Here is a 15791-nt window from a genome sequence, read left to right on the forward strand (position 1 = left end):
TCAGTCCCGTATTCGCTCCTGATCCAGCGCCTTTCGCCACCGCTCGGCGGATTCGATCATGTCGCGGCCGACGAACTCGAAAAAGCGGCTGGTCTCGTGCGCGCGGGCGCCGGCTGGGGTATCGACGCCGAGCACCTCGACGCCGCGCCGGGAGATCTCGGCGAGATCGTAGATCTGCTGCGCGCTGGTGAAAGTCGCGCGGACCCAAGCATGTTCGTCGACGACATAGCGCTCGCGCCGACTGCCGGCCTCGCGTTCGCGCCGGATCAGCCCCTGGGCTTCGAGAGCCTTGACCGCGGCCGAGACGGTCGCCGGGCTGACATGTAACTGCTCGACGAGTTCGGCGGCGGTGCGGCTGCCCGAATCGGTGAGATAGAGCGAGGTGAGCACGGCGGCCGCGGTGCGGGGCAGTCCGGACTTGGCCATCAACACGGTGAGTTGCTCGGCGAATTCGCGTAGCGCGCCCGCTCCCGGCGCGGGAGTCGTTGCGCCGGTTCGTGATCCGCTGCGCCGCGCACGCCGCTCGGTGGCCCGGTGTGCCCGGCCCGGGTGATAGCGGCTCGGCCCGCCGTTGCGGGTGACCTCACGGCTCACGGTCGAGGTCGGCCGCGCCAACTGCCGGGCGATCGCGGCATAGCCGATCCCTTCGGACAGGCCCTCGGCGATGAGCTCGCGCTCCTGCTCGGTCAATCTCCCGCCCGGCATGTGCGCCTCCCGTTCGTTCCGTGTGGTCGAGTATTGCGCTCAGTCGCATGTCATTGCAACAAAGAGCGGTTGCCGGTGCATTCACCCGCATCCCCATTGCAACTCAAATTCGGCCTGTACCAGTATGTTCCATGAAACGGCGATTTCTTTTATTGACCTGATCTGAACCCAACGTAGCGTTCAGATCAAGCCGAAAACACCATCGATTGAGGGGAATCGCCATGAACGAGTCCTTGTCCGAGATCGTCGAGCTGCCGACCGTGCGACCGCCGGGGTGCCCGTTCGATCCGCCCGCGGAACTGGCGGCGCTGCGTCCGCTGGTGCCGTTCACCTTTCCGGACGACCACCGCGGCTGGCTCGCCACGGGTTACGCGACGGTGCGGGCGATCCTGGCCGATCCGCGTTTCAGCGTCCGCTACGAGCTGATCCACTACCCGTTCGCCCCGATGGGCGAGATGCCGCCCGCCCTGCCCGGCGACATGCTCGGCGTCGACGCCCCGGCACACACCCGATACCGAAAGTTGCTGGCGGGCAAGTTCACTGTCCGGCGCATGGGACAGCTCACCGAACGGGTCGAGCAGATCACCGCCGACCATCTGGATGCCATGGCGCGCACCGGCGGTCCGGTGGATCTGGTCGAGACGTTCGCCTTCCCGGTGCCCGCGCTGACCATCTGCGAACTGCTCGGGGTACCCCCAGTCGACCGGGACACCTTCCATCGCTTCCTCGTCGCCGCGAACAGCGTGAACTCGGATGTCGCTGATCGCAACGACGCATTCATCGAGGTGCAGGATTACATCCGGGAGCTGGTCGTGGCCAAGCGGGCCGCGCCCACCGACGACCTGCTCAGCGACCTCACCGGCACCGAACTCGCCGAAGACGAGCTCTCCGGTGTCGGCGCGCTGCTGCTGGGTGCGGGCCTGGACACCACGGCGAACATGATCGCGCTGGGCACCTTCGCGTTGCTCAGCCACCCCGATCAACTGGCCGAACTGCGGGCGCGGCCCGAACTCGCGGATCAGACGATCGAGGAGCTGATGCGCTATCTCACCATCACGCACACCTCGACCCGGGTCGCGCTCGAGGACGTCGAGATCGACGGGCAGCTGATCACGGCGGGCCAGACGGTCGCGCTGTCGTTCCAGGCGGCCGATCGCGACCCCGCCAAGTACGACGACCCGGACAGCTTCGATATCCGCCGCAACGCCGTCGGCCATCTCGGCTTCGGGCACGGCCCGCACCAGTGTCTCGGTCAGCAGCTGGCGCGCGTCGAGATGCGGGTCGCGTTGCCCGCCTTGCTGACTCGGTTCCCGGCCCTGCGGCTCGCGGTGCCGCCCGAAGAGGTTCCGCTACGGCACGACATGGACATCTACGGCGTGCACCGGCTTCCGGTCACCTGGTAGGGAGGAGTACTCGATGAAGATCACCGTCGATCGGGACCGCTGCGTCGGCGCGGGGATGTGCGCGCTGCTCGCCCCCGCCGTGTTCGATCAGGACGCCGCGGACGGCCGGGTGTGGCTGCTCGATGCCGCGCCGCCGCCCGGGCAGCACACCGCGGCGCGGGAAGCGGAGCAGACCTGTCCGTCCGTGGCGATCTCGGTGACCGCCGCAGCGGACGCCTAGGTCTCCGGGTCGCCGAGTCAGCTGTGCTCGTTCAGGTATTCCAGATAGAACGGCCGCAACACCTCGGCGACCTCGCCGTCACCGGCGTGGATGTAGTCGTCGATCATCGGCAGCACGTACTTGATATCGGCCTCGCTCTCGCCGAGGTTGCCCGCGGCGGCCTCCGCGGCCGGGATCGAGGTGAGCAGCCGCCACAGGAACTTCACGTCCCCGTGTCGGACGGCAAGCTTCACCGCTCGGTCGTGCAGTTCCTTCGACGACAGCGTGTCCAGGTCCTCGTTACCGGCCATACCAGCGACTGTAGCGGGCCGCGCCGGATGCGGGCCGGGACCGCACCGGCGCATCGCCGGCCCGCGCCGACCGGCAGCGACGACCCGGCGATCGCGGCCGGGGCGTGTGGTTAACGACAAATTCACGGACACGCCTACCTGTGCGGAAGCGGGGAAGCGTGGTTCGGCGGTAGCGTCGGTGGTGCGGGCCGCGGCGGTGTGGCTCGTACGGGAGGTCCTGACCGTGACTGAGCTATTCAGTACGAGGGGGCCGGCACCCGGCCCTCGTGGCATCTGACGGCAACGTCGGGTCCATCAGGACGGACCGGTCCAGCGAGATCGTTCGTGCGGGTGCCGCGCGGACAAAGAGGAGCCCACCGTGACTGCTTCACGCTCCGTTCCCGCTCCCTCGGCGCAATCCCGTTCCGCGAAAGGCGGAACCGCCGCGAAGGGGGCACACCCCTCGCATTCCCCGGCCGATACCTTCGTCATCGACACGTCGGTCCTGTTGTCCGATCCCTGGGCTTTCACCCGTTTCGGCGAACACGACGTCGTGCTTCCGCTGGTGGTCATCAGCGAACTCGAAGGCAAGCGGCATCACCACGAACTGGGCTGGTTCGCGCGGGAAGCCCTGCGCAACCTGGATGATCTGCGCCTGCAGCACGGCAGGCTGGATCAGCAGGTGCCGATCGGCACCGAGGGCGGAACGCTGCAGGTGGAACTGAACCACACCGATCCCGCGGTCCTTCCGGTCGGCTTCCGCACCGACACCAATGATTCCCGAATCCTGGCGTGCGCACTCAATCTCGCGGCCGAGGGCCGCCAGGTGGTGCTCGTGTCGAAGGACATTCCGCTGCGGGTCAAAGCGAGTGCGGTGGGCTTACAGGCCGACGAATATCACGCGCAGGACGTCGTCACCTCCGGCTGGTCCGGCATGGTGGAGCTCGACGTCAGCTCGGCCCAGATCGACCAGCTCTACGCGGAGTCCGTGCTGGATCTCGATGGCGCGCGGGAACTGCCGTGCCACACCGGAATCCGGCTCCTCGGCAGCAGTTCCAGCGCGCTCGGCCGGGTCACCCCGGACAAGCGGGTCCAGCTGGTGCGCGAGCGCGAGGCGTTCGGCCTGCACGGCCGCTCCGCCGAGCAGCGCATCGCCCTGGATCTGCTGCTGGACGAGAGCGTCGGCATCGTCTCGCTCGGCGGCCGGGCGGGCACCGGTAAATCCGCGCTCGCGCTGACCGCGGGCCTGGAGGCGGTGCTGGAGCGGCGCACCCAGCGCAAAGTGGTGGTGTTCCGGCCGCTCTACGCCGTCGGTGGCCAGGAACTCGGCTATCTGCCGGGTAGTGAGAGCGAGAAGATGGGCCCCTGGGCGCAGGCGGTCTTCGACACGCTCGACGGGCTGGCCAGTCGCGAGGTGATGGAGGAGGTGCTCAGTCGCGACATGCTGGAGGTGTTGCCGCTCACCCACATTCGTGGCCGATCGCTGCACGACTCCTTCGTGATCGTGGACGAGGCGCAGTCGCTGGAACGCAATGTGCTGCTCACCGTGCTCAGCCGGCTCGGCACCGGTTCGCGGGTGGTGCTCACCCACGACGTGGCCCAGCGGGACAACCTGCGGGTCGGCAGGCACGACGGTGTGGCCGCGGTGATCGAGAAGCTGAAGGGTCACCCGTTGTTTGCTCACATCACGCTCACCCGCAGCGAGCGTTCGCCGATTGCGGCGCTCGTCACAGAGATGCTGGAGGAGTACGGGCCCAACGCCTGATCTGGGCGGTGTGTTTCGCCGAATAGTCGACGGGTAATATCCCGGCCATAGCTGTTCCGCATGACCCGGCGTGTCACTTGATGATTCGCCGGGTCATTGCTGAACATCGGCCTAGGCTGCCAGCGGCGTCACCGTGCCGGGGACGTCCGCGGTAGCCACTTTCGAGAGGATGGAAATGCACCACTTCGCTCGACGAACGGCTGGATACACTGCCCTGCTCGCGGCCGCTGGCCTGATCGTCGCGGGTTGCAGCAAGGACGACGACAAGAACGACGACAACGCCGCGGCGTCGGTCACGGCCACCTCGGCCGCGATGCACAGCGGAGAAGAGCACGCCTCGGGTGCCGCGGAGGAGACCAAGATCGCCACGCAGCGTGGCGAACTCACCGTTTCCGGCGACATCTTCGACAAGTACATGCAGAGCGGCGGCCCGACCGGCGCCCTCGGCGCTCCGCTGGAGGCGCAGGAGTCCGGTCCCGAGGAGGGCAAGTACCAGGACTTCGTCGGCGGCACGGTCTACAAGGCCAAAGACGGCCAGGCGCACATCGTCTGGGGCGAGATCCGCAAGGCGTGGGAGGAGAACGGCGGTGCCATGGGCAAGCTGGGCTACCCCACCAGCGACGAGAAGGACATCGCCGGCGGCAAGGAGAGCGACTTCACCGGGGGCACCATCACCTGGGTGGACGGCAAGACTACCGTCACGATGAAGTAGTTGGCACTTCGGCGTCCGGGGCCGCCACGGCGGTCCCGGACGCCCGTCCGGTCTCATTCATTGAATCCCCGTATCACGGGCTCAACCGCTAGGTTGTCTAGGTGCAAACTCTCTTGACCGATCGCGAGTTGCTCGAATCGCTCGAGCTGGACGTGGAATCCACCCTGCGCCGTCACATCGACGTCGCCGACGGGTGGCAGCCGCACGACTACGTGCCGTGGGACGACGGCCGTAACTTCTCGTTCCTCGGTGGTATCGACTGGGATCCGGAGCAGTCCGAACTCAGCGAGGTGGCCAAGCTGGCCTTGACCGTCAGCGTGCTCATCGCGGACAACCTGCCCTCGTACCATCGCGAGCTCGGCAAGTACCTGCGCACCGGGGCCTGGTGGCGCTGGGTCGGCCGCTGGACCGCCGAGGAGAACCGCCACGAGATCTTGATCCGCAACTTCCTCATGGTGACCAGGTCGGTGGACCCGGTCGAACTGGAGCGGATGCGGATGGCACACATGACCACCGGCTTCCGCCGCCCCGGCATGCACCTGCTCGACGTGCTCGCCGCGTGCGCCTTCGAAGAGGTCGCCGCCGCGATCCGGCACCGCAACACCGCCGCGCTGAACGAGAGCCCGATGGTCACCGCGATCGCCGAGCGCATCGCGCGCGACGACGAACTGCAGGCCGAGTTCTTCGCGAAGATGGTCGAGGCGGGCTTCAACGTGGCGCCGGATCAGACGATGCGGGCCATCGCCGATCGGATCGCCGATTTCGCGGTGCCGTCGGTGACCCTGGCCGACGGGCGCAACAGCGACGATGTGCTCGCCGAAGCCGGGATCTACGATCCGGCGCGCCAGGACGAGCTGGTTTTCAAGCCGCTGCTGCAGCGGTGGAACGTTTTCACGCGTACCGATCTCGGTGATGCGGGTGAAAAGGCCCGCGAGGAACTTTCCCACCTGCGCTGAATTACTCCCGGTCGGCGCCAGGATTTCTGGCGCCGGCCGGTTTTCTTTCTGCTCTCGTGAAAATGTGGTGAAACACACGTCGTATAGCCAGCGATTAGCTGTGTGTACGCCCGCTTCGGCGGGAGCAAGAAAGGAAAGAACAATGATCAGTGCAATTCTCGGCGGTCTTCTCGCTCTGGCCACGGTCGGCGCAGGCGCGTTCCTCGCGGCACTCGGCATCTTCCTGTGATGCCCGGCGCGGGTACGTCCGACTTCGACTGACGTACCCGCGCGCACGTTTTTCGGACGTCACGTCGGTGCAGTTCGCAGCGCATCCGACGTGACGCTCGAAGAGTATTTCTATTTCCCGTCTTTCACCTTCGCCATCGACAGCACATCCAATCGGCGGTCGAGTTCTGCTTCGGTGAGTTTCTCGTCGAGCAGGCCGCGGTCGATGACGGTCTGTCGAATTGTCTTCTTGTTCTTCAACGCTTCCTTGGCTACCGCGGCGGCCTCCTCGTAACCGATCGCCGAATTCAGCGGCGTCACAATGGACGGCGACGATTCGGCAAGCGTGCGCAGGTGTTCCACATTCGCGACCAAACCGTGCACGCACTTGTCCGCGAACAGCCGGGAAACGTTGGCGAGCAAGCGAATCGATTCGAGCAGATTGCGCGCCATCACCGGAATGTAGACGTTCAGTTCGAACGCGCCGTTCGCGCCGCCGAAGGCGACCGCGGCATCGTTGCCGATGACCTGAGCGGCGACCTGCGTCACCGCCTCGGGCAGCACGGGATTCACCTTGCCGGGCATGATCGAACTGCCGGGCTGCAGATCGGGCAGCTGGAGTTCACCGAGACCGGTGAGCGGGCCCGAACCCATCCAGCGAATGTCGTTGGCGACCTTGGTGAGGCTCACCGCGACGGTGCGCACCGCCCCCGACGCCTCCACCAGACCATCCCGGGCGGCCTGCGCCTCGAAGTGATCGCGCGCCTCGCGCAGCGCGTCGATCCCGGTCGCGCGGACCAGTTCCGCGACGACCTTGCCGCCGAAGCCGTCCGGCGCGTTCAGGCCGCTGCCCACCGCGGTGCCGCCGATCGGCAGCTCACCGAGGCGCGGCAGGGTCGCCATCACGCGGTCGATGCTCGCGGCGATCTGCCGGGTGTACCCGCCGAACTCCTGGCCGAGCGTCACCGGGACCGCGTCCATCAGGTGGGTGCGGCCGGACTTGACCACCGTCCGCCACTCGGTCGACTTGTCCAGCAGCGCGAGCCGCAGATGCTCCAGCGCGGGCACCAGGTCGGTGATCACGGCCTCGGTGGCGGCCAGGTGCACGGCCGTCGGGAAGGTGTCGTTGGACGACTGGGACATGTTCACGTCGTCGTTCGGATGCACGGTGACGCCGTTGGCCTTCGCGATCGAGGCGATCACCTCGTTGGCGTTCATGTTCGAGCTGGTGCCCGAGCCGGTCTGGAACACATCGATCGGGAACTGGTCGTCGTGCGCGCCCGCGGCGATCTCGTTCGCGGCGGCGATGATGGCGTCCGCCTTGGCCGGATCGAGCAGGCCGAGGTCCTTGTTCACCTTGGCGCAGGCGCCCTTCAGCAGTCCGAGCGCGCGGATCTGCGCGCGCTCCAGGCCGCGTCCGCTGATCGGGAAGTTCTCCACGGCCCGCTGGGTCTGCGCCCGCCACAGCGCATCCACCGGGACCCGGACCTCGCCCATGGTGTCGTGCTCGATGCGGTACTGCGTCTCGTCTGCCATGTTTCCGACCATATGCCCGAGCGGAGCGCAGTGGGGCTGCCACGCCTGTAGTGATTCGCACACCGCCGTGGCAGCATCGATCGGGAATAGGGGTGCCGGCACGAAAAAGGCGCGCGGGCGGATGTGCCTGCGCGCCTTGATCTATGCCTAGGTCCCGGTCAGGGGAGCGGCGGGACCGCGTGTTCGTCGCCGATGAAATCGACCGAGGAGTACTCGCGCAGCTTGGTGAGGCGGTGGTAGGCGTCGATCATCCGGACGGTGCCGGACTTGGAGCGCATGACGATCGACTGGGTCGACGCGCCGCCCCCGTAGTAGCGGACGCCGCGCAGCAGGTCGCCGTCGGTGACGCCGGTGGCGCAGAAGAAGACATTGTCGCCGGCCACCAGGTCTTCGGTGGTGAGCACGCGGTCCAGGTCGTGGCCCGCGTCGATCGCCTTCTGCTTCTCGTCGTCGTCGGTGGGCGCGAGCATGCCCTGGAGTTCGCCGCCCATACAGCGCATGGCGGCGGCGGCGATGATGCCCTCCGGGGTGCCGCCGACGCCGACCAGGATGTCGGTGCCCGAATCGGGGCGGGCCGCGGCGATGGCGCCCGCGACGTCACCGTCGGAGATCAGGCGGATGCGCGCGCCCGCGTCGCGCACCTGCTGGATGAGGTCGGCGTGGCGGGGGCGGTCCAGGATGCAGACGGTCAGGTCCGACTTCGACAGCCCCTTGGCCTTGGCGACGCGGCGGATGTTCTCGCTGATCGGCACCGAGATATCGATCACGTCGGCGGCGTCGGGGCCGACCGCGATCTTGCTCATGTAGAACACCGCGGACGGATCGAACATCGCGCCGCGCTGGGCGACCGCGAGCACGGCGATGGCGCCCGGCGAACCCTTCGACATCAGGGTGGTGCCGTCCACCGGGTCCACCGCGAAGTCGACCTCGGGGCCGGTGCCGTCACCGACCAGCTCACCGTTGAACAGCATGGGCGCCTCGTCCTTCTCGCCCTCACCGATCACCACGATGCCGCGCATGGACACCGAATTGACCAGCTGCCGCATCGCGTCGACGGCCGCGCCGTCGCCGCCCTCCTTGTCACCACGGCCGACCCACCGGCCGGCGGCCATCGCCCCGGCCTCGGTGACGCGGACCAACTCGAGCGCGAGGTTGCGGTCCGGCGCCTCGCGGCGGCTCGGTGTCGGGGAAGATGCCGTCATTGCGGGGTGCCTCCTGTGCGTCGGTACGTACCGGACGATTGTCTCACTCGGTTTGAGACGGCCGTACACCCTGCTCGGTCGATCGGGGTGCGAGAAGGCACACCGTAGGGGCGAGTGGATACTGGAACCGTGCCCAACCAAAAGCCGCGCATCCTGAACGACTACCGGGATCTGTTCTGGTCGCTGATTCCGCTGGTGCTGATCGCGGTGGTGTTCGCCGGGCTCGCCAGCCAGTGCAGTTTCGCCGGAAACGGTCCGACGCAGGGCCAGATCCCGCATTTCGACGTCAAGGCCGCGCTCACCGCCGACGCGCGCTCGCTGCCGTTCCCGATCCGGAACCCGGCCGTGCCGGCGGACTGGACGCCGAACTCCGGCAGTCGCCAAGCCATCAGCGGCACCGGCGGCGGACCGGTCAGCACTGTCGGCTATATCACTACGCAGGGCACCTACATGCGGTTCACGCAGAGCAACGCGACCGAAGAGGCGCTCTCGCGCTACGTCCTGGGTTCGCGCTACGCCACCGGTGCCGAAACGATCGGCGACCAGAAGTGGGTCGTGTACTCCGAACCCGGTTCGGAACCGGCCTGGGTCGCCGACCTCGGCCAGTCCCGGGTGCTGATCACCGGCGCGGGCGACCGGGCCGCCTTCACCACCCTGGCCCAGGCCGTCGTCGCCGCACAGCCCCTCAAAGCCGGCGCCTGACCCCGCCGACCCGGCTACGTCGACAATTCGAGCCCGCGTGCACTTTCCCTAGCGGTGGCTGACCACGTTGACGATGGTGCCGCTCGGATCGCGGACGAAAAACCTTCGTACGCCCCACTGTTCGTCGCGTAGGGGATAGACGATGTCGGCGCCCGCCGCGGTCATCGCCGCGTGCACCGCGTCGACATCCTCGACCTCCACGCTCATATTCGGCTGGAGCTGCTCCGCGTCCGGCCCGACGAGCAGCACCTGGGCGGTCGGGTTGGCCGGGGACACCATGGTGACGACCCAGCCGAGATCCATCGCCTCCTCGAACCCGAGCAGCCGGTAGAACTCGCGGCTGCGCTCGATATCGTCGGTACGGATGTCGGGGGTGGCGCGCCGGATCGTCATTTCTCGTCCTCGAGGTCGGTGCGCGACAGGGCGTCCTCGACGCGCTTCCTGGCGCCGGCCAGATGCTCTTCGCAACGGTTGGCCAGGGCCTCGCCACGCTCCCACAGGGTGAGCGACTCGTCCAGGTCGAGGCCGCCCTGCTCCAGCATCTTCACGACATTGACCAGTTCGTCACGGGCACGTTCGTAACCGAAGGTAGCGATCTCGGCCAGTTCGGTGTCGGTGTCCTTACCGGGCTCGGCCAAGGATCAGCTCCTTCTCGTTTCGGTGTCGTTGTCGGTGGCCCGCGGCCCCAGCGCCTGCGTGCCCAGTCCCGCCGCGGTGATCGCGCCGTCGGCGACGCGGATGCGTAGCTGGCTGCCCGCGGGGGCGTCCTCGATGGTGCGCACCACGTGGCGTTCGGTGCCCGTGACGCGCTGCACGACAGCGTAACCACGGGCCAGGGTCGCGGCCGGTCCCACGGCGGTGAGCTTTTCGCGCAGGTGGCGGGTCGCGGTCGCCTCGGTACGGATGAACTGTTCGGCGCAGCGCCGGGCCGAGGCGCGCAGCCGTTCGACTTCCTCGGTGCGGCGGTCGATTTCGCGCAGCGGGTCGGCCAGGACCGGACGCGACCGCAGCTGGGTGAGCGCGCGCGTTTCCCGCTCGACCCAGCCCCGCAGCGCGGCGGCCGAGCGGGCGCGCATCTCGCGCACCCCCGCCAGTTCCGCGGCGGCGTCGGGCACCACACGCTTGGCGGCGTCGGTCGGTGTCGCGGCCCGCAGGTCGGCGACGAGATCGCTGAGCGGGTTGTCGGGTTCGTGCCCGATCGCGCTGACAATGGGGGTGGTCGCGGCGACGATCGCGCGGCAGAGGGCCTCGTCGGAGAACGGCAGCAGATCCTCGACGCTGCCCCCGCCGCGGGCGAGCACGATCACCTCGACCGCCGGGTCGCGATCGAGCTGCGCCAGCGCCTCCAGCATCTGCGGGACCGCGGTCGGTCCCTGCACCGCGGTATTGCGGATCTCGAAACGTACTGCGGGCCAACGGTTACGGGCTACGGTCAGGACGTCGCGTTCGGCGGCGCTGGCCCGACCGGTGATCAGGCCGATCGTCTTGGGCAGGAACGGCAGCGCGCGCTTGAGCCGCGGATCGAAGAGTCCCTCGGCGGCCAGCAGCGCTTTGAGTCGTTCGATGCGGGCGAGCAATTCGCCGACGCCGACCGGGCGGATCTCGATGACCCGCAGGGACAGGGTGCCGCGGCCGGTGAAGAACGCGAGCTTGCCGTAGACCACCACGCGGCTGCCCTCCTGCAGCGGAACGGGCGATCGGCGAATGAGATCCGGGTCGCAGGTGACCGACAGCGACATATCGGCCGACGGATCGCGCAGCACCAGGAACGCGGTGCGGGTGCCCGGCCGCAGATTGATCTGGGTGATCTGCCCTTCGACCCAGATGCTGCCGAGCCGGTCGATCCACTGGGCGACCTTGAGCGCGACGGAGCGGACCGGCCACGGCTGTTCGGCGGAATTCTCCCGGCCGGGCGCGGCGTTCGGCGCGCCCGCGGCGGGGCCGGATTCGCGCGGCGGACCGGGGGTTTCCCGGCCCGCCTGCGACGGTGAGGTCCGGGGTTCGGTCACTGCGCCCGCACGGTGGCGATCCGATTCGTCAGCATGGTCACGAACGGTGCCCTGGCGAGGGTCTGCTGCTCGTACTCGAGCAGCGCGGAAAGGTCTTCGAGGCTCAGCATGCGCAGGCGGGCGCGCAGCTGGGCCAAAGTCATGTTCGCGTAGTCGTAGCGGGTGGCTACTTCCGGCTCACGGATCTCCGGCGCGGGGTCGGCCGCGCGGTCGATCTCGGGTTCTGCCACGGGGGCAACGGGTTCCGGCTCGATGGCGGGCACGGTGGCGCCATGGCCGTTGCGCTCGCCCGCGCGGGTCTCGGCCGGGGTGGTGAACGAGGCGGGCTCCGGGTCGTCGGCGTACAGGTCGAAGCGGCTCGCGCGGACCTGGCCGGACGCCGGTTCGGCGGGCAGGTCCTCGTCGAAGGTCGCCCACTCCGGCTGCTCCTCCGGCGTATTGGCCAACCGGTCGAAGACCGCGTCGCCCTTGAGCGCGAGGCTGGTCACGAACTGCTGGACGTGCATCGTCGTCTGCAGCAGCTGGCTGATGGCGGTGATCGGCAAATTCATTGCGGCCGTGGGTAGCCGACGAGTCTCCTCGATGGCGTAAACGGCGGCCCCGGCGGCTACCCGGGCCAGGAACGGTGGTCGAAACATGGTCCTAGCCTGCCCGAAATGGTGTGCTAAGCAAAGGTCGGGGATCACGGGGTGTGATTCTGGCGGATGAACGGGCGCGCGCGTCGCGCGCCTCGCCGCCGGGGTGCGGCAGAGTTCGCGGCTCGATCCGGCGGTGAGATGGCACACCATCGCGGTGGCGCGCGCCCGATCGGCGGGGTCGGTCGCCGGGCACGTAGACCGCGGTGTTCGGCCCGCGCGGACGCTGAGCACGCCAGCGCCCGGACAGCGCGAGGTCGGTGTCCGCACGTAAGCTGTCGGCATGTCCACGGCCATACCCTTGAACCTCGGAATCGCCCGCTCGACGGGAGCCGGAACCGCCGAGCGCGCCGGTGGCAAGCGGGTGCTGCTAGCGGAGCCGCGCGGGTACTGCGCCGGCGTGGACCGCGCGGTGGAAACCGTCGAGAAGGCGCTGGACAAGCATGGCGCGCCGATCTACGTGCGCAAGGAGATCGTGCACAACCGGCATGTGGTGGAGACGCTGCGTGAGCGCGGGGTCATCTTCGTCGACGAAACCGACGAGGTGCCCGAGGGCGCGCTGGTCGTGTTCTCCGCGCACGGCGTCTCGCCCGCGGTGCACGAATCGGCGGCCGCCCGCAACCTGCACACCATCGACGCGACCTGCCCGCTGGTGACCAAGGTGCACCAGGAGGCCAAGCGATTCGCCCGCGACGACTACGACATCCTGCTGATCGGCCACGAAGGCCACGAAGAGGTCGAGGGCACGGCGGGCGAGGCGCCCGAGCACATCCAGCTCGTCGACGGCCCCGATTCCGTGGACAACGTCACCGTGCGCGACGAGTCGAAGGTGATCTGGTTGTCCCAGACCACGCTCAGCGTCGACGAAACGATGGAGACGGTGCGGCGGCTGCGCGAGCGGTTCCCCACGCTGCAGGATCCGCCGAGCGACGACATCTGCTACGCCACCTCGAACCGTCAGACGGCGGTGAAGGCGATGGCGCCCGAATGCGATCTGGTGATCGTCGTCGGCTCGAAGAACTCCTCCAACTCGGTCCGCTTGGTCGAGGTCGCGCTCAACGCGGGCGCGAAGGCGGCCTACCTGGTCGACTTCGCCCGCGAGGTGGATACCGCCTGGCTCGACGGTGTGCAGACGATCGGCATCACCTCCGGCGCCTCGGTGCCCGACATCCTGGTGCGCGGCGTGCTCGACATGCTCGCGGAGCACGGTTTCGGCGACGTCCAACCGGTTACCACCGCCAACGAAACCCTGGTCTTCTCCCTCCCCCGAGAACTGCGCACCGCCACCCGTCGCTGAACGCAGGACCCCTGGCGACGGCGCGGGTCGTCGGCTGCTGACGCAGGCCACCCGGCTTCGGAGCAGGGCATCGGCTGTCGGTGCGGGGCACTGGCTGTTGGTGCGGGGCACTGGTTGTCGGCGCAGGGCACTGGCTGTTGGTGCGGGGCACTGGCTGTTGGTGCAGGGCATCGGCTGTTGGCAAGGCATCCGCCCTTCGTGCAGGGCAACCTGCCGCTGACACTGGTGCCTGCCGTGGTGCAGGGGACCTGTTGCTGGCCTAGGTTATTCGCCGCCGAGGTGAGGCGGTCCGCCGTTCGATGCGAGGCCTTCGTCGCTGATCGGGCATCCGCCGTCGATGCAGGTGCTCGTCAGTGGTGCGCACGCATCCGCCTCGGTGCAGCATCCGCCGTTGGTGCGGAGCGTCATTCGTGGTCGGGGCATCGGCGTGCGGCGGTCAGGCCCGCGAAGACGGTGAGCAGTACCTGTACCGCTGTCGGCCAGTCGACCAGAAGGCCGACCGGTGCGGCGGTGGCTACGGCGGCGGCGAGTTCCCGCCACGGGGGTGCGGGCGGTGGTGGGCTCGGCTGGGAGTTGCGTTCCTCCTGCGGCGGGTGGGTGCTCACGCGGACTCCAGCAGCGTCTGGAGGAGCCGACCGGTTTCGGACGGTCGTGCGGACTGCTGAGCCAGGGTCTCCGCGATATTGAGATAGCGGACGATGTTTTCCCGTTCCTCCAGGTACAGCGTGCTGGTGGGTTGCGCGATACACACGACATCCGGCAGCAGGGTCTCGGCGAAGCGCAGATAGACGAACGCGCTGTCCACGATCGCGGGCCCGAAGGCGGACTCGTCCACGATCTGGATCACAATGTGCTCCCGCTCGATACACCGTTCCAGGTACTCCAGTTGTGCCCGCCAGACCGCGGCACCGCCGATCTGCCTGCGTAACGCGTTCTCTTCGACCAGGATCCACAGGTACGGCGGATTGTCGCGGTACAGGATCTGCTGCCGCTGCCGGCGCACCGCCAACAGCTGGTCGATCTCGGTGTCGGGGCGGTACGGATTCCGTAAACGCAGTGCTGCCCTTGCGTATTCGGGCGTTTGCAAAAGGTCGGGGACGACCGCTGGTTCGTAGCAGCGGATCGTGCGCGCCGCCCCTTCGAGGCTGAGCAGCTCGAATCCCTTGGGGAGCGAGTCACTGTCGCTGTGCCACCAGCCGGGACGGTTGCCCAGCTGCACGAGCGACAAATACCGGTCGTGCTCGTCGGGATCGGTGACGCCGTAGCAGTGCAGCAACTCGACCACGTCGGGCCGGTTGAGGCCGACCATGCCGGATTCGATCCGGCTGACCTTGGATCCGGTCCAGTAGAGCTGCCGGGCGACCTCGTGCTGGGTCAACCCCCGTTCCTTACGCAGTTGCTGGAGGCGCAACCCCAACATCCGACGCAGCACCGTCGGCACATCGCCGATATTGGTGCTCTCCCGGGTCCCGGCCCACTCGGTGCATTCGAAGCCCTGCTCTGCGTTCACGACATCGAGTCTGGCACTGGAACTACCAAAATGTACTTGCAAATGTGCGTGCAAACGGCGGCACGCCCGCCGACGCGCGGCGGTTCTGGTCGCTGTCGCCCAGCGGGACGCGGCAATCCGGGGCGCGGTCATGATCGCCGAGTGGCACGGGGGCAGTCCGGTCGCGGGGTCAGGTGCGAGGAGAGATCGCGGGCAGCCCAGCTTGTGGCGGCTCAGCGGCCGCAGCAGAATTGCCCGAGCAGGACTGCGGCAGTCTGGGCCGGTGGCGTCGGTCCTGGCATCGCCGAATGGCTTTGGCGACAGTCCGGCTCGCGGTGGATCAGGTCTGACGGGAGACCGCGAGCACCGGCTTGTGGCGGCTCGGTGGTCGCGGCATCGCCGACCGTGACTGACGGCCCGTCGGGCCGGCGGATGGCTCAGTGATCGCGACGTTGCTGAGCGCGACGTCGGACTGTCCGGCTGACCACTGCCTGGTCGTGGCATCGCGGAGTGTGACTGCGGACAGTCGGGCGTGCGACCCGCTCAGAGGTTTTCGGGCCGGCGGCGTTCGGTGCGGCTCGCATCACGTTCGCGGTAGCGGACGTTGGGTTGGGGGTGGGGTGGGGGGAGTTCGCTGCGGCGGCGGGCGGTGTTGCCGCGGGCCGGGTCGCTGTCGGTGCGGGG

At 68.2% G+C, this 15791-nt stretch carries 17 protein-coding genes; 7 read left to right on the forward strand and 10 right to left on the reverse strand.

The genetic code is table 11. The annotated features are described in order from the left end of the window. Complete coding sequence (locus TY25_RS27420) at nucleotides 1–705, reverse strand: GbsR/MarR family transcriptional regulator (protein WP_042260765.1); 705 nt, start codon at nucleotides 703–705, stop codon at nucleotides 1–3. A gap of 221 nt (nucleotides 706–926) precedes the next feature. On the opposite strand from TY25_RS27420, the gene TY25_RS27425 reads away from it, so the two are divergent. Together TY25_RS27425 and TY25_RS27430 are read left to right on the forward strand one after the other, a co-directional pair. Next, complete coding sequence (locus TY25_RS27425) at nucleotides 927–2108, forward strand: cytochrome P450 (RefSeq protein ID WP_042260767.1); 1182 nt, start codon at nucleotides 927–929, stop codon at nucleotides 2106–2108. A gap of 13 nt (nucleotides 2109–2121) precedes the next feature. Further along, complete coding sequence (locus TY25_RS27430; RefSeq protein ID WP_042260769.1) at nucleotides 2122–2328, forward strand: ferredoxin; 207 nt, start codon at nucleotides 2122–2124, stop codon at nucleotides 2326–2328. Nucleotides 2329–2345: 17 nt separating this feature from the next. On the opposite strand, the gene TY25_RS27435 is transcribed toward TY25_RS27430, so the two are convergent. Further along, complete coding sequence (locus TY25_RS27435; RefSeq protein WP_014988048.1) at nucleotides 2346–2618, reverse strand: hypothetical protein; 273 nt, start codon at nucleotides 2616–2618, stop codon at nucleotides 2346–2348. 358 nt (nucleotides 2619–2976) lie between these two features. Here TY25_RS27435 and phoH2 point away from each other — a divergent pair, with 358 nt between their 5' ends. The 3 genes from phoH2 (at nucleotide 2977) to TY25_RS27450 (ending at nucleotide 6030) form a co-directional block, all read left to right on the forward strand. Beyond that, the gene (phoH2, locus tag TY25_RS27440; protein ID WP_014988047.1) at nucleotides 2977–4362 is read left to right on the forward strand and encodes an RNA 5'-3' helicase PhoH2; all 1386 of its coding nucleotides are present in this window, start codon (nucleotides 2977–2979) and stop codon (nucleotides 4360–4362) included. A gap of 175 nt (nucleotides 4363–4537) precedes the next feature. After that, nucleotides 4538–5074, forward strand: coding sequence for an LGFP repeat-containing protein (locus TY25_RS27445; protein ID WP_042260797.1), 537 nt, complete (start codon nucleotides 4538–4540; stop codon nucleotides 5072–5074). A 101-nt stretch (nucleotides 5075–5175) separates the two neighbouring features. After that, on the forward strand, nucleotides 5176–6030 hold the full coding sequence (locus TY25_RS27450) for an acyl-ACP desaturase (RefSeq protein WP_042260771.1): 855 nt from the start codon (nucleotides 5176–5178) through the stop codon (nucleotides 6028–6030). 339 nt (nucleotides 6031–6369) lie between these two features. Here TY25_RS27450 and TY25_RS27455 read toward each other — a convergent pair whose 3' ends face one another. Together TY25_RS27455 and glpX are read right to left on the reverse strand one after the other, a co-directional pair. Further along, a complete protein-coding gene (locus TY25_RS27455) occupies nucleotides 6370–7773 on the reverse strand; it encodes a class II fumarate hydratase (protein WP_042260773.1) in 1404 nt (467 codons plus the stop codon). Between the two features lie 158 nt (nucleotides 7774–7931). Then, nucleotides 7932–8975, reverse strand: a complete 1044-nt coding sequence (glpX, locus tag TY25_RS27460; RefSeq protein WP_014988043.1) for a class II fructose-bisphosphatase — start codon at nucleotides 8973–8975, stop codon at nucleotides 7932–7934. Nucleotides 8976–9104: 129 nt separating this feature from the next. Between glpX and TY25_RS27465 the strand changes: the two genes are divergently transcribed. Continuing rightward, nucleotides 9105–9677: a DUF4245 domain-containing protein gene (locus TY25_RS27465; RefSeq protein WP_042260799.1), complete on the forward strand. Its 573-nt coding sequence runs from the start codon at nucleotides 9105–9107 to the stop codon at nucleotides 9675–9677. Nucleotides 9678–9725: 48 nt separating this feature from the next. On the opposite strand, the gene TY25_RS27470 is transcribed toward TY25_RS27465, so the two are convergent. From TY25_RS27470 to TY25_RS27485, 4 genes are read right to left on the reverse strand one after another with little or no spacing between them, the layout of a single operon-like run. Beyond that, nucleotides 9726–10070: a VOC family protein gene (locus tag TY25_RS27470; protein ID WP_014988041.1), complete on the reverse strand. Its 345-nt coding sequence runs from the start codon at nucleotides 10068–10070 to the stop codon at nucleotides 9726–9728. Next, nucleotides 10067–10315: an exodeoxyribonuclease VII small subunit gene (locus TY25_RS27475; RefSeq protein WP_014988040.1), complete on the reverse strand. Its 249-nt coding sequence runs from the start codon at nucleotides 10313–10315 to the stop codon at nucleotides 10067–10069. The genes TY25_RS27470 and TY25_RS27475 overlap by 4 nt, the downstream gene beginning before the upstream one ends. A 3-nt stretch (nucleotides 10316–10318) precedes the next feature. Beyond that, on the reverse strand, nucleotides 10319–11686 hold the full coding sequence (gene xseA, locus TY25_RS27480) for an exodeoxyribonuclease VII large subunit (RefSeq protein ID WP_081869143.1): 1368 nt from the start codon (nucleotides 11684–11686) through the stop codon (nucleotides 10319–10321). Further along, complete coding sequence (locus TY25_RS27485) at nucleotides 11683–12324, reverse strand: lipid droplet-associated protein (RefSeq protein ID WP_042260776.1); 642 nt, start codon at nucleotides 12322–12324, stop codon at nucleotides 11683–11685. The genes xseA and TY25_RS27485 overlap by 4 nt, the downstream gene beginning before the upstream one ends. Before the next feature lie 280 nt (nucleotides 12325–12604). On the opposite strand from TY25_RS27485, the gene TY25_RS27490 reads away from it, so the two are divergent. Continuing rightward, on the forward strand, nucleotides 12605–13618 hold the full coding sequence (locus TY25_RS27490) for a 4-hydroxy-3-methylbut-2-enyl diphosphate reductase (RefSeq protein WP_042260778.1): 1014 nt from the start codon (nucleotides 12605–12607) through the stop codon (nucleotides 13616–13618). Between the two features lie 404 nt (nucleotides 13619–14022). Here the strand turns inward: TY25_RS27490 and TY25_RS27495 are convergent, their stop codons facing one another. Both TY25_RS27495 and TY25_RS41970 read right to left on the reverse strand, forming a co-directional pair. Beyond that, a complete protein-coding gene (locus TY25_RS27495) occupies nucleotides 14023–14223 on the reverse strand; it encodes a hypothetical protein (RefSeq protein WP_042260780.1) in 201 nt (66 codons plus the stop codon). Beyond that, entirely contained in the window at nucleotides 14220–15128 is a 909-nt protein-coding gene (locus TY25_RS41970; protein WP_162184233.1) for a helix-turn-helix domain-containing protein, read from the reverse strand. Before TY25_RS41970 ends, TY25_RS27495 begins: the two co-directional genes overlap by 4 nt. Between the last annotated feature and the right edge of the window lie 663 nt (nucleotides 15129–15791).

The sequence above is a fragment of the Nocardia brasiliensis NBRC 14402 genome, from assembly GCF_000308475.2.
Classification (GTDB): domain Bacteria; phylum Actinomycetota; class Actinomycetes; order Mycobacteriales; family Mycobacteriaceae; genus Nocardia; species Nocardia brasiliensis.

Coding starts and splice junctions, on each gene's coding strand:
- TY25_RS27420 (WP_042260765.1), bottom strand. CDS start 705: ATGCCGGGCGGGAGATTGACCGAGCAGGAGCGCGAGCTCATCGCCGAG.
- TY25_RS27425 (WP_042260767.1), top strand. CDS start 927: ATGAACGAGTCCTTGTCCGAGATCGTCGAGCTGCCGACCGTGCGACCG.
- TY25_RS27430 (WP_042260769.1), top strand. CDS start 2,122: ATGAAGATCACCGTCGATCGGGACCGCTGCGTCGGCGCGGGGATGTGC.
- TY25_RS27435 (WP_014988048.1), bottom strand. CDS start 2,618: ATGGCCGGTAACGAGGACCTGGACACGCTGTCGTCGAAGGAACTGCAC.
- TY25_RS27445 (WP_042260797.1), top strand. CDS start 4,538: ATGCACCACTTCGCTCGACGAACGGCTGGATACACTGCCCTGCTCGCG.
- TY25_RS27455 (WP_042260773.1), bottom strand. CDS start 7,773: ATGGCAGACGAGACGCAGTACCGCATCGAGCACGACACCATGGGCGAG.
- glpX (WP_014988043.1), bottom strand. CDS start 8,975: ATGACGGCATCTTCCCCGACACCGAGCCGCCGCGAGGCGCCGGACCGC.
- TY25_RS27470 (WP_014988041.1), bottom strand. CDS start 10,070: ATGACGATCCGGCGCGCCACCCCCGACATCCGTACCGACGATATCGAG.
- TY25_RS27485 (WP_042260776.1), bottom strand. CDS start 12,324: ATGTTTCGACCACCGTTCCTGGCCCGGGTAGCCGCCGGGGCCGCCGTT.
- TY25_RS27490 (WP_042260778.1), top strand. CDS start 12,605: ATGTCCACGGCCATACCCTTGAACCTCGGAATCGCCCGCTCGACGGGA.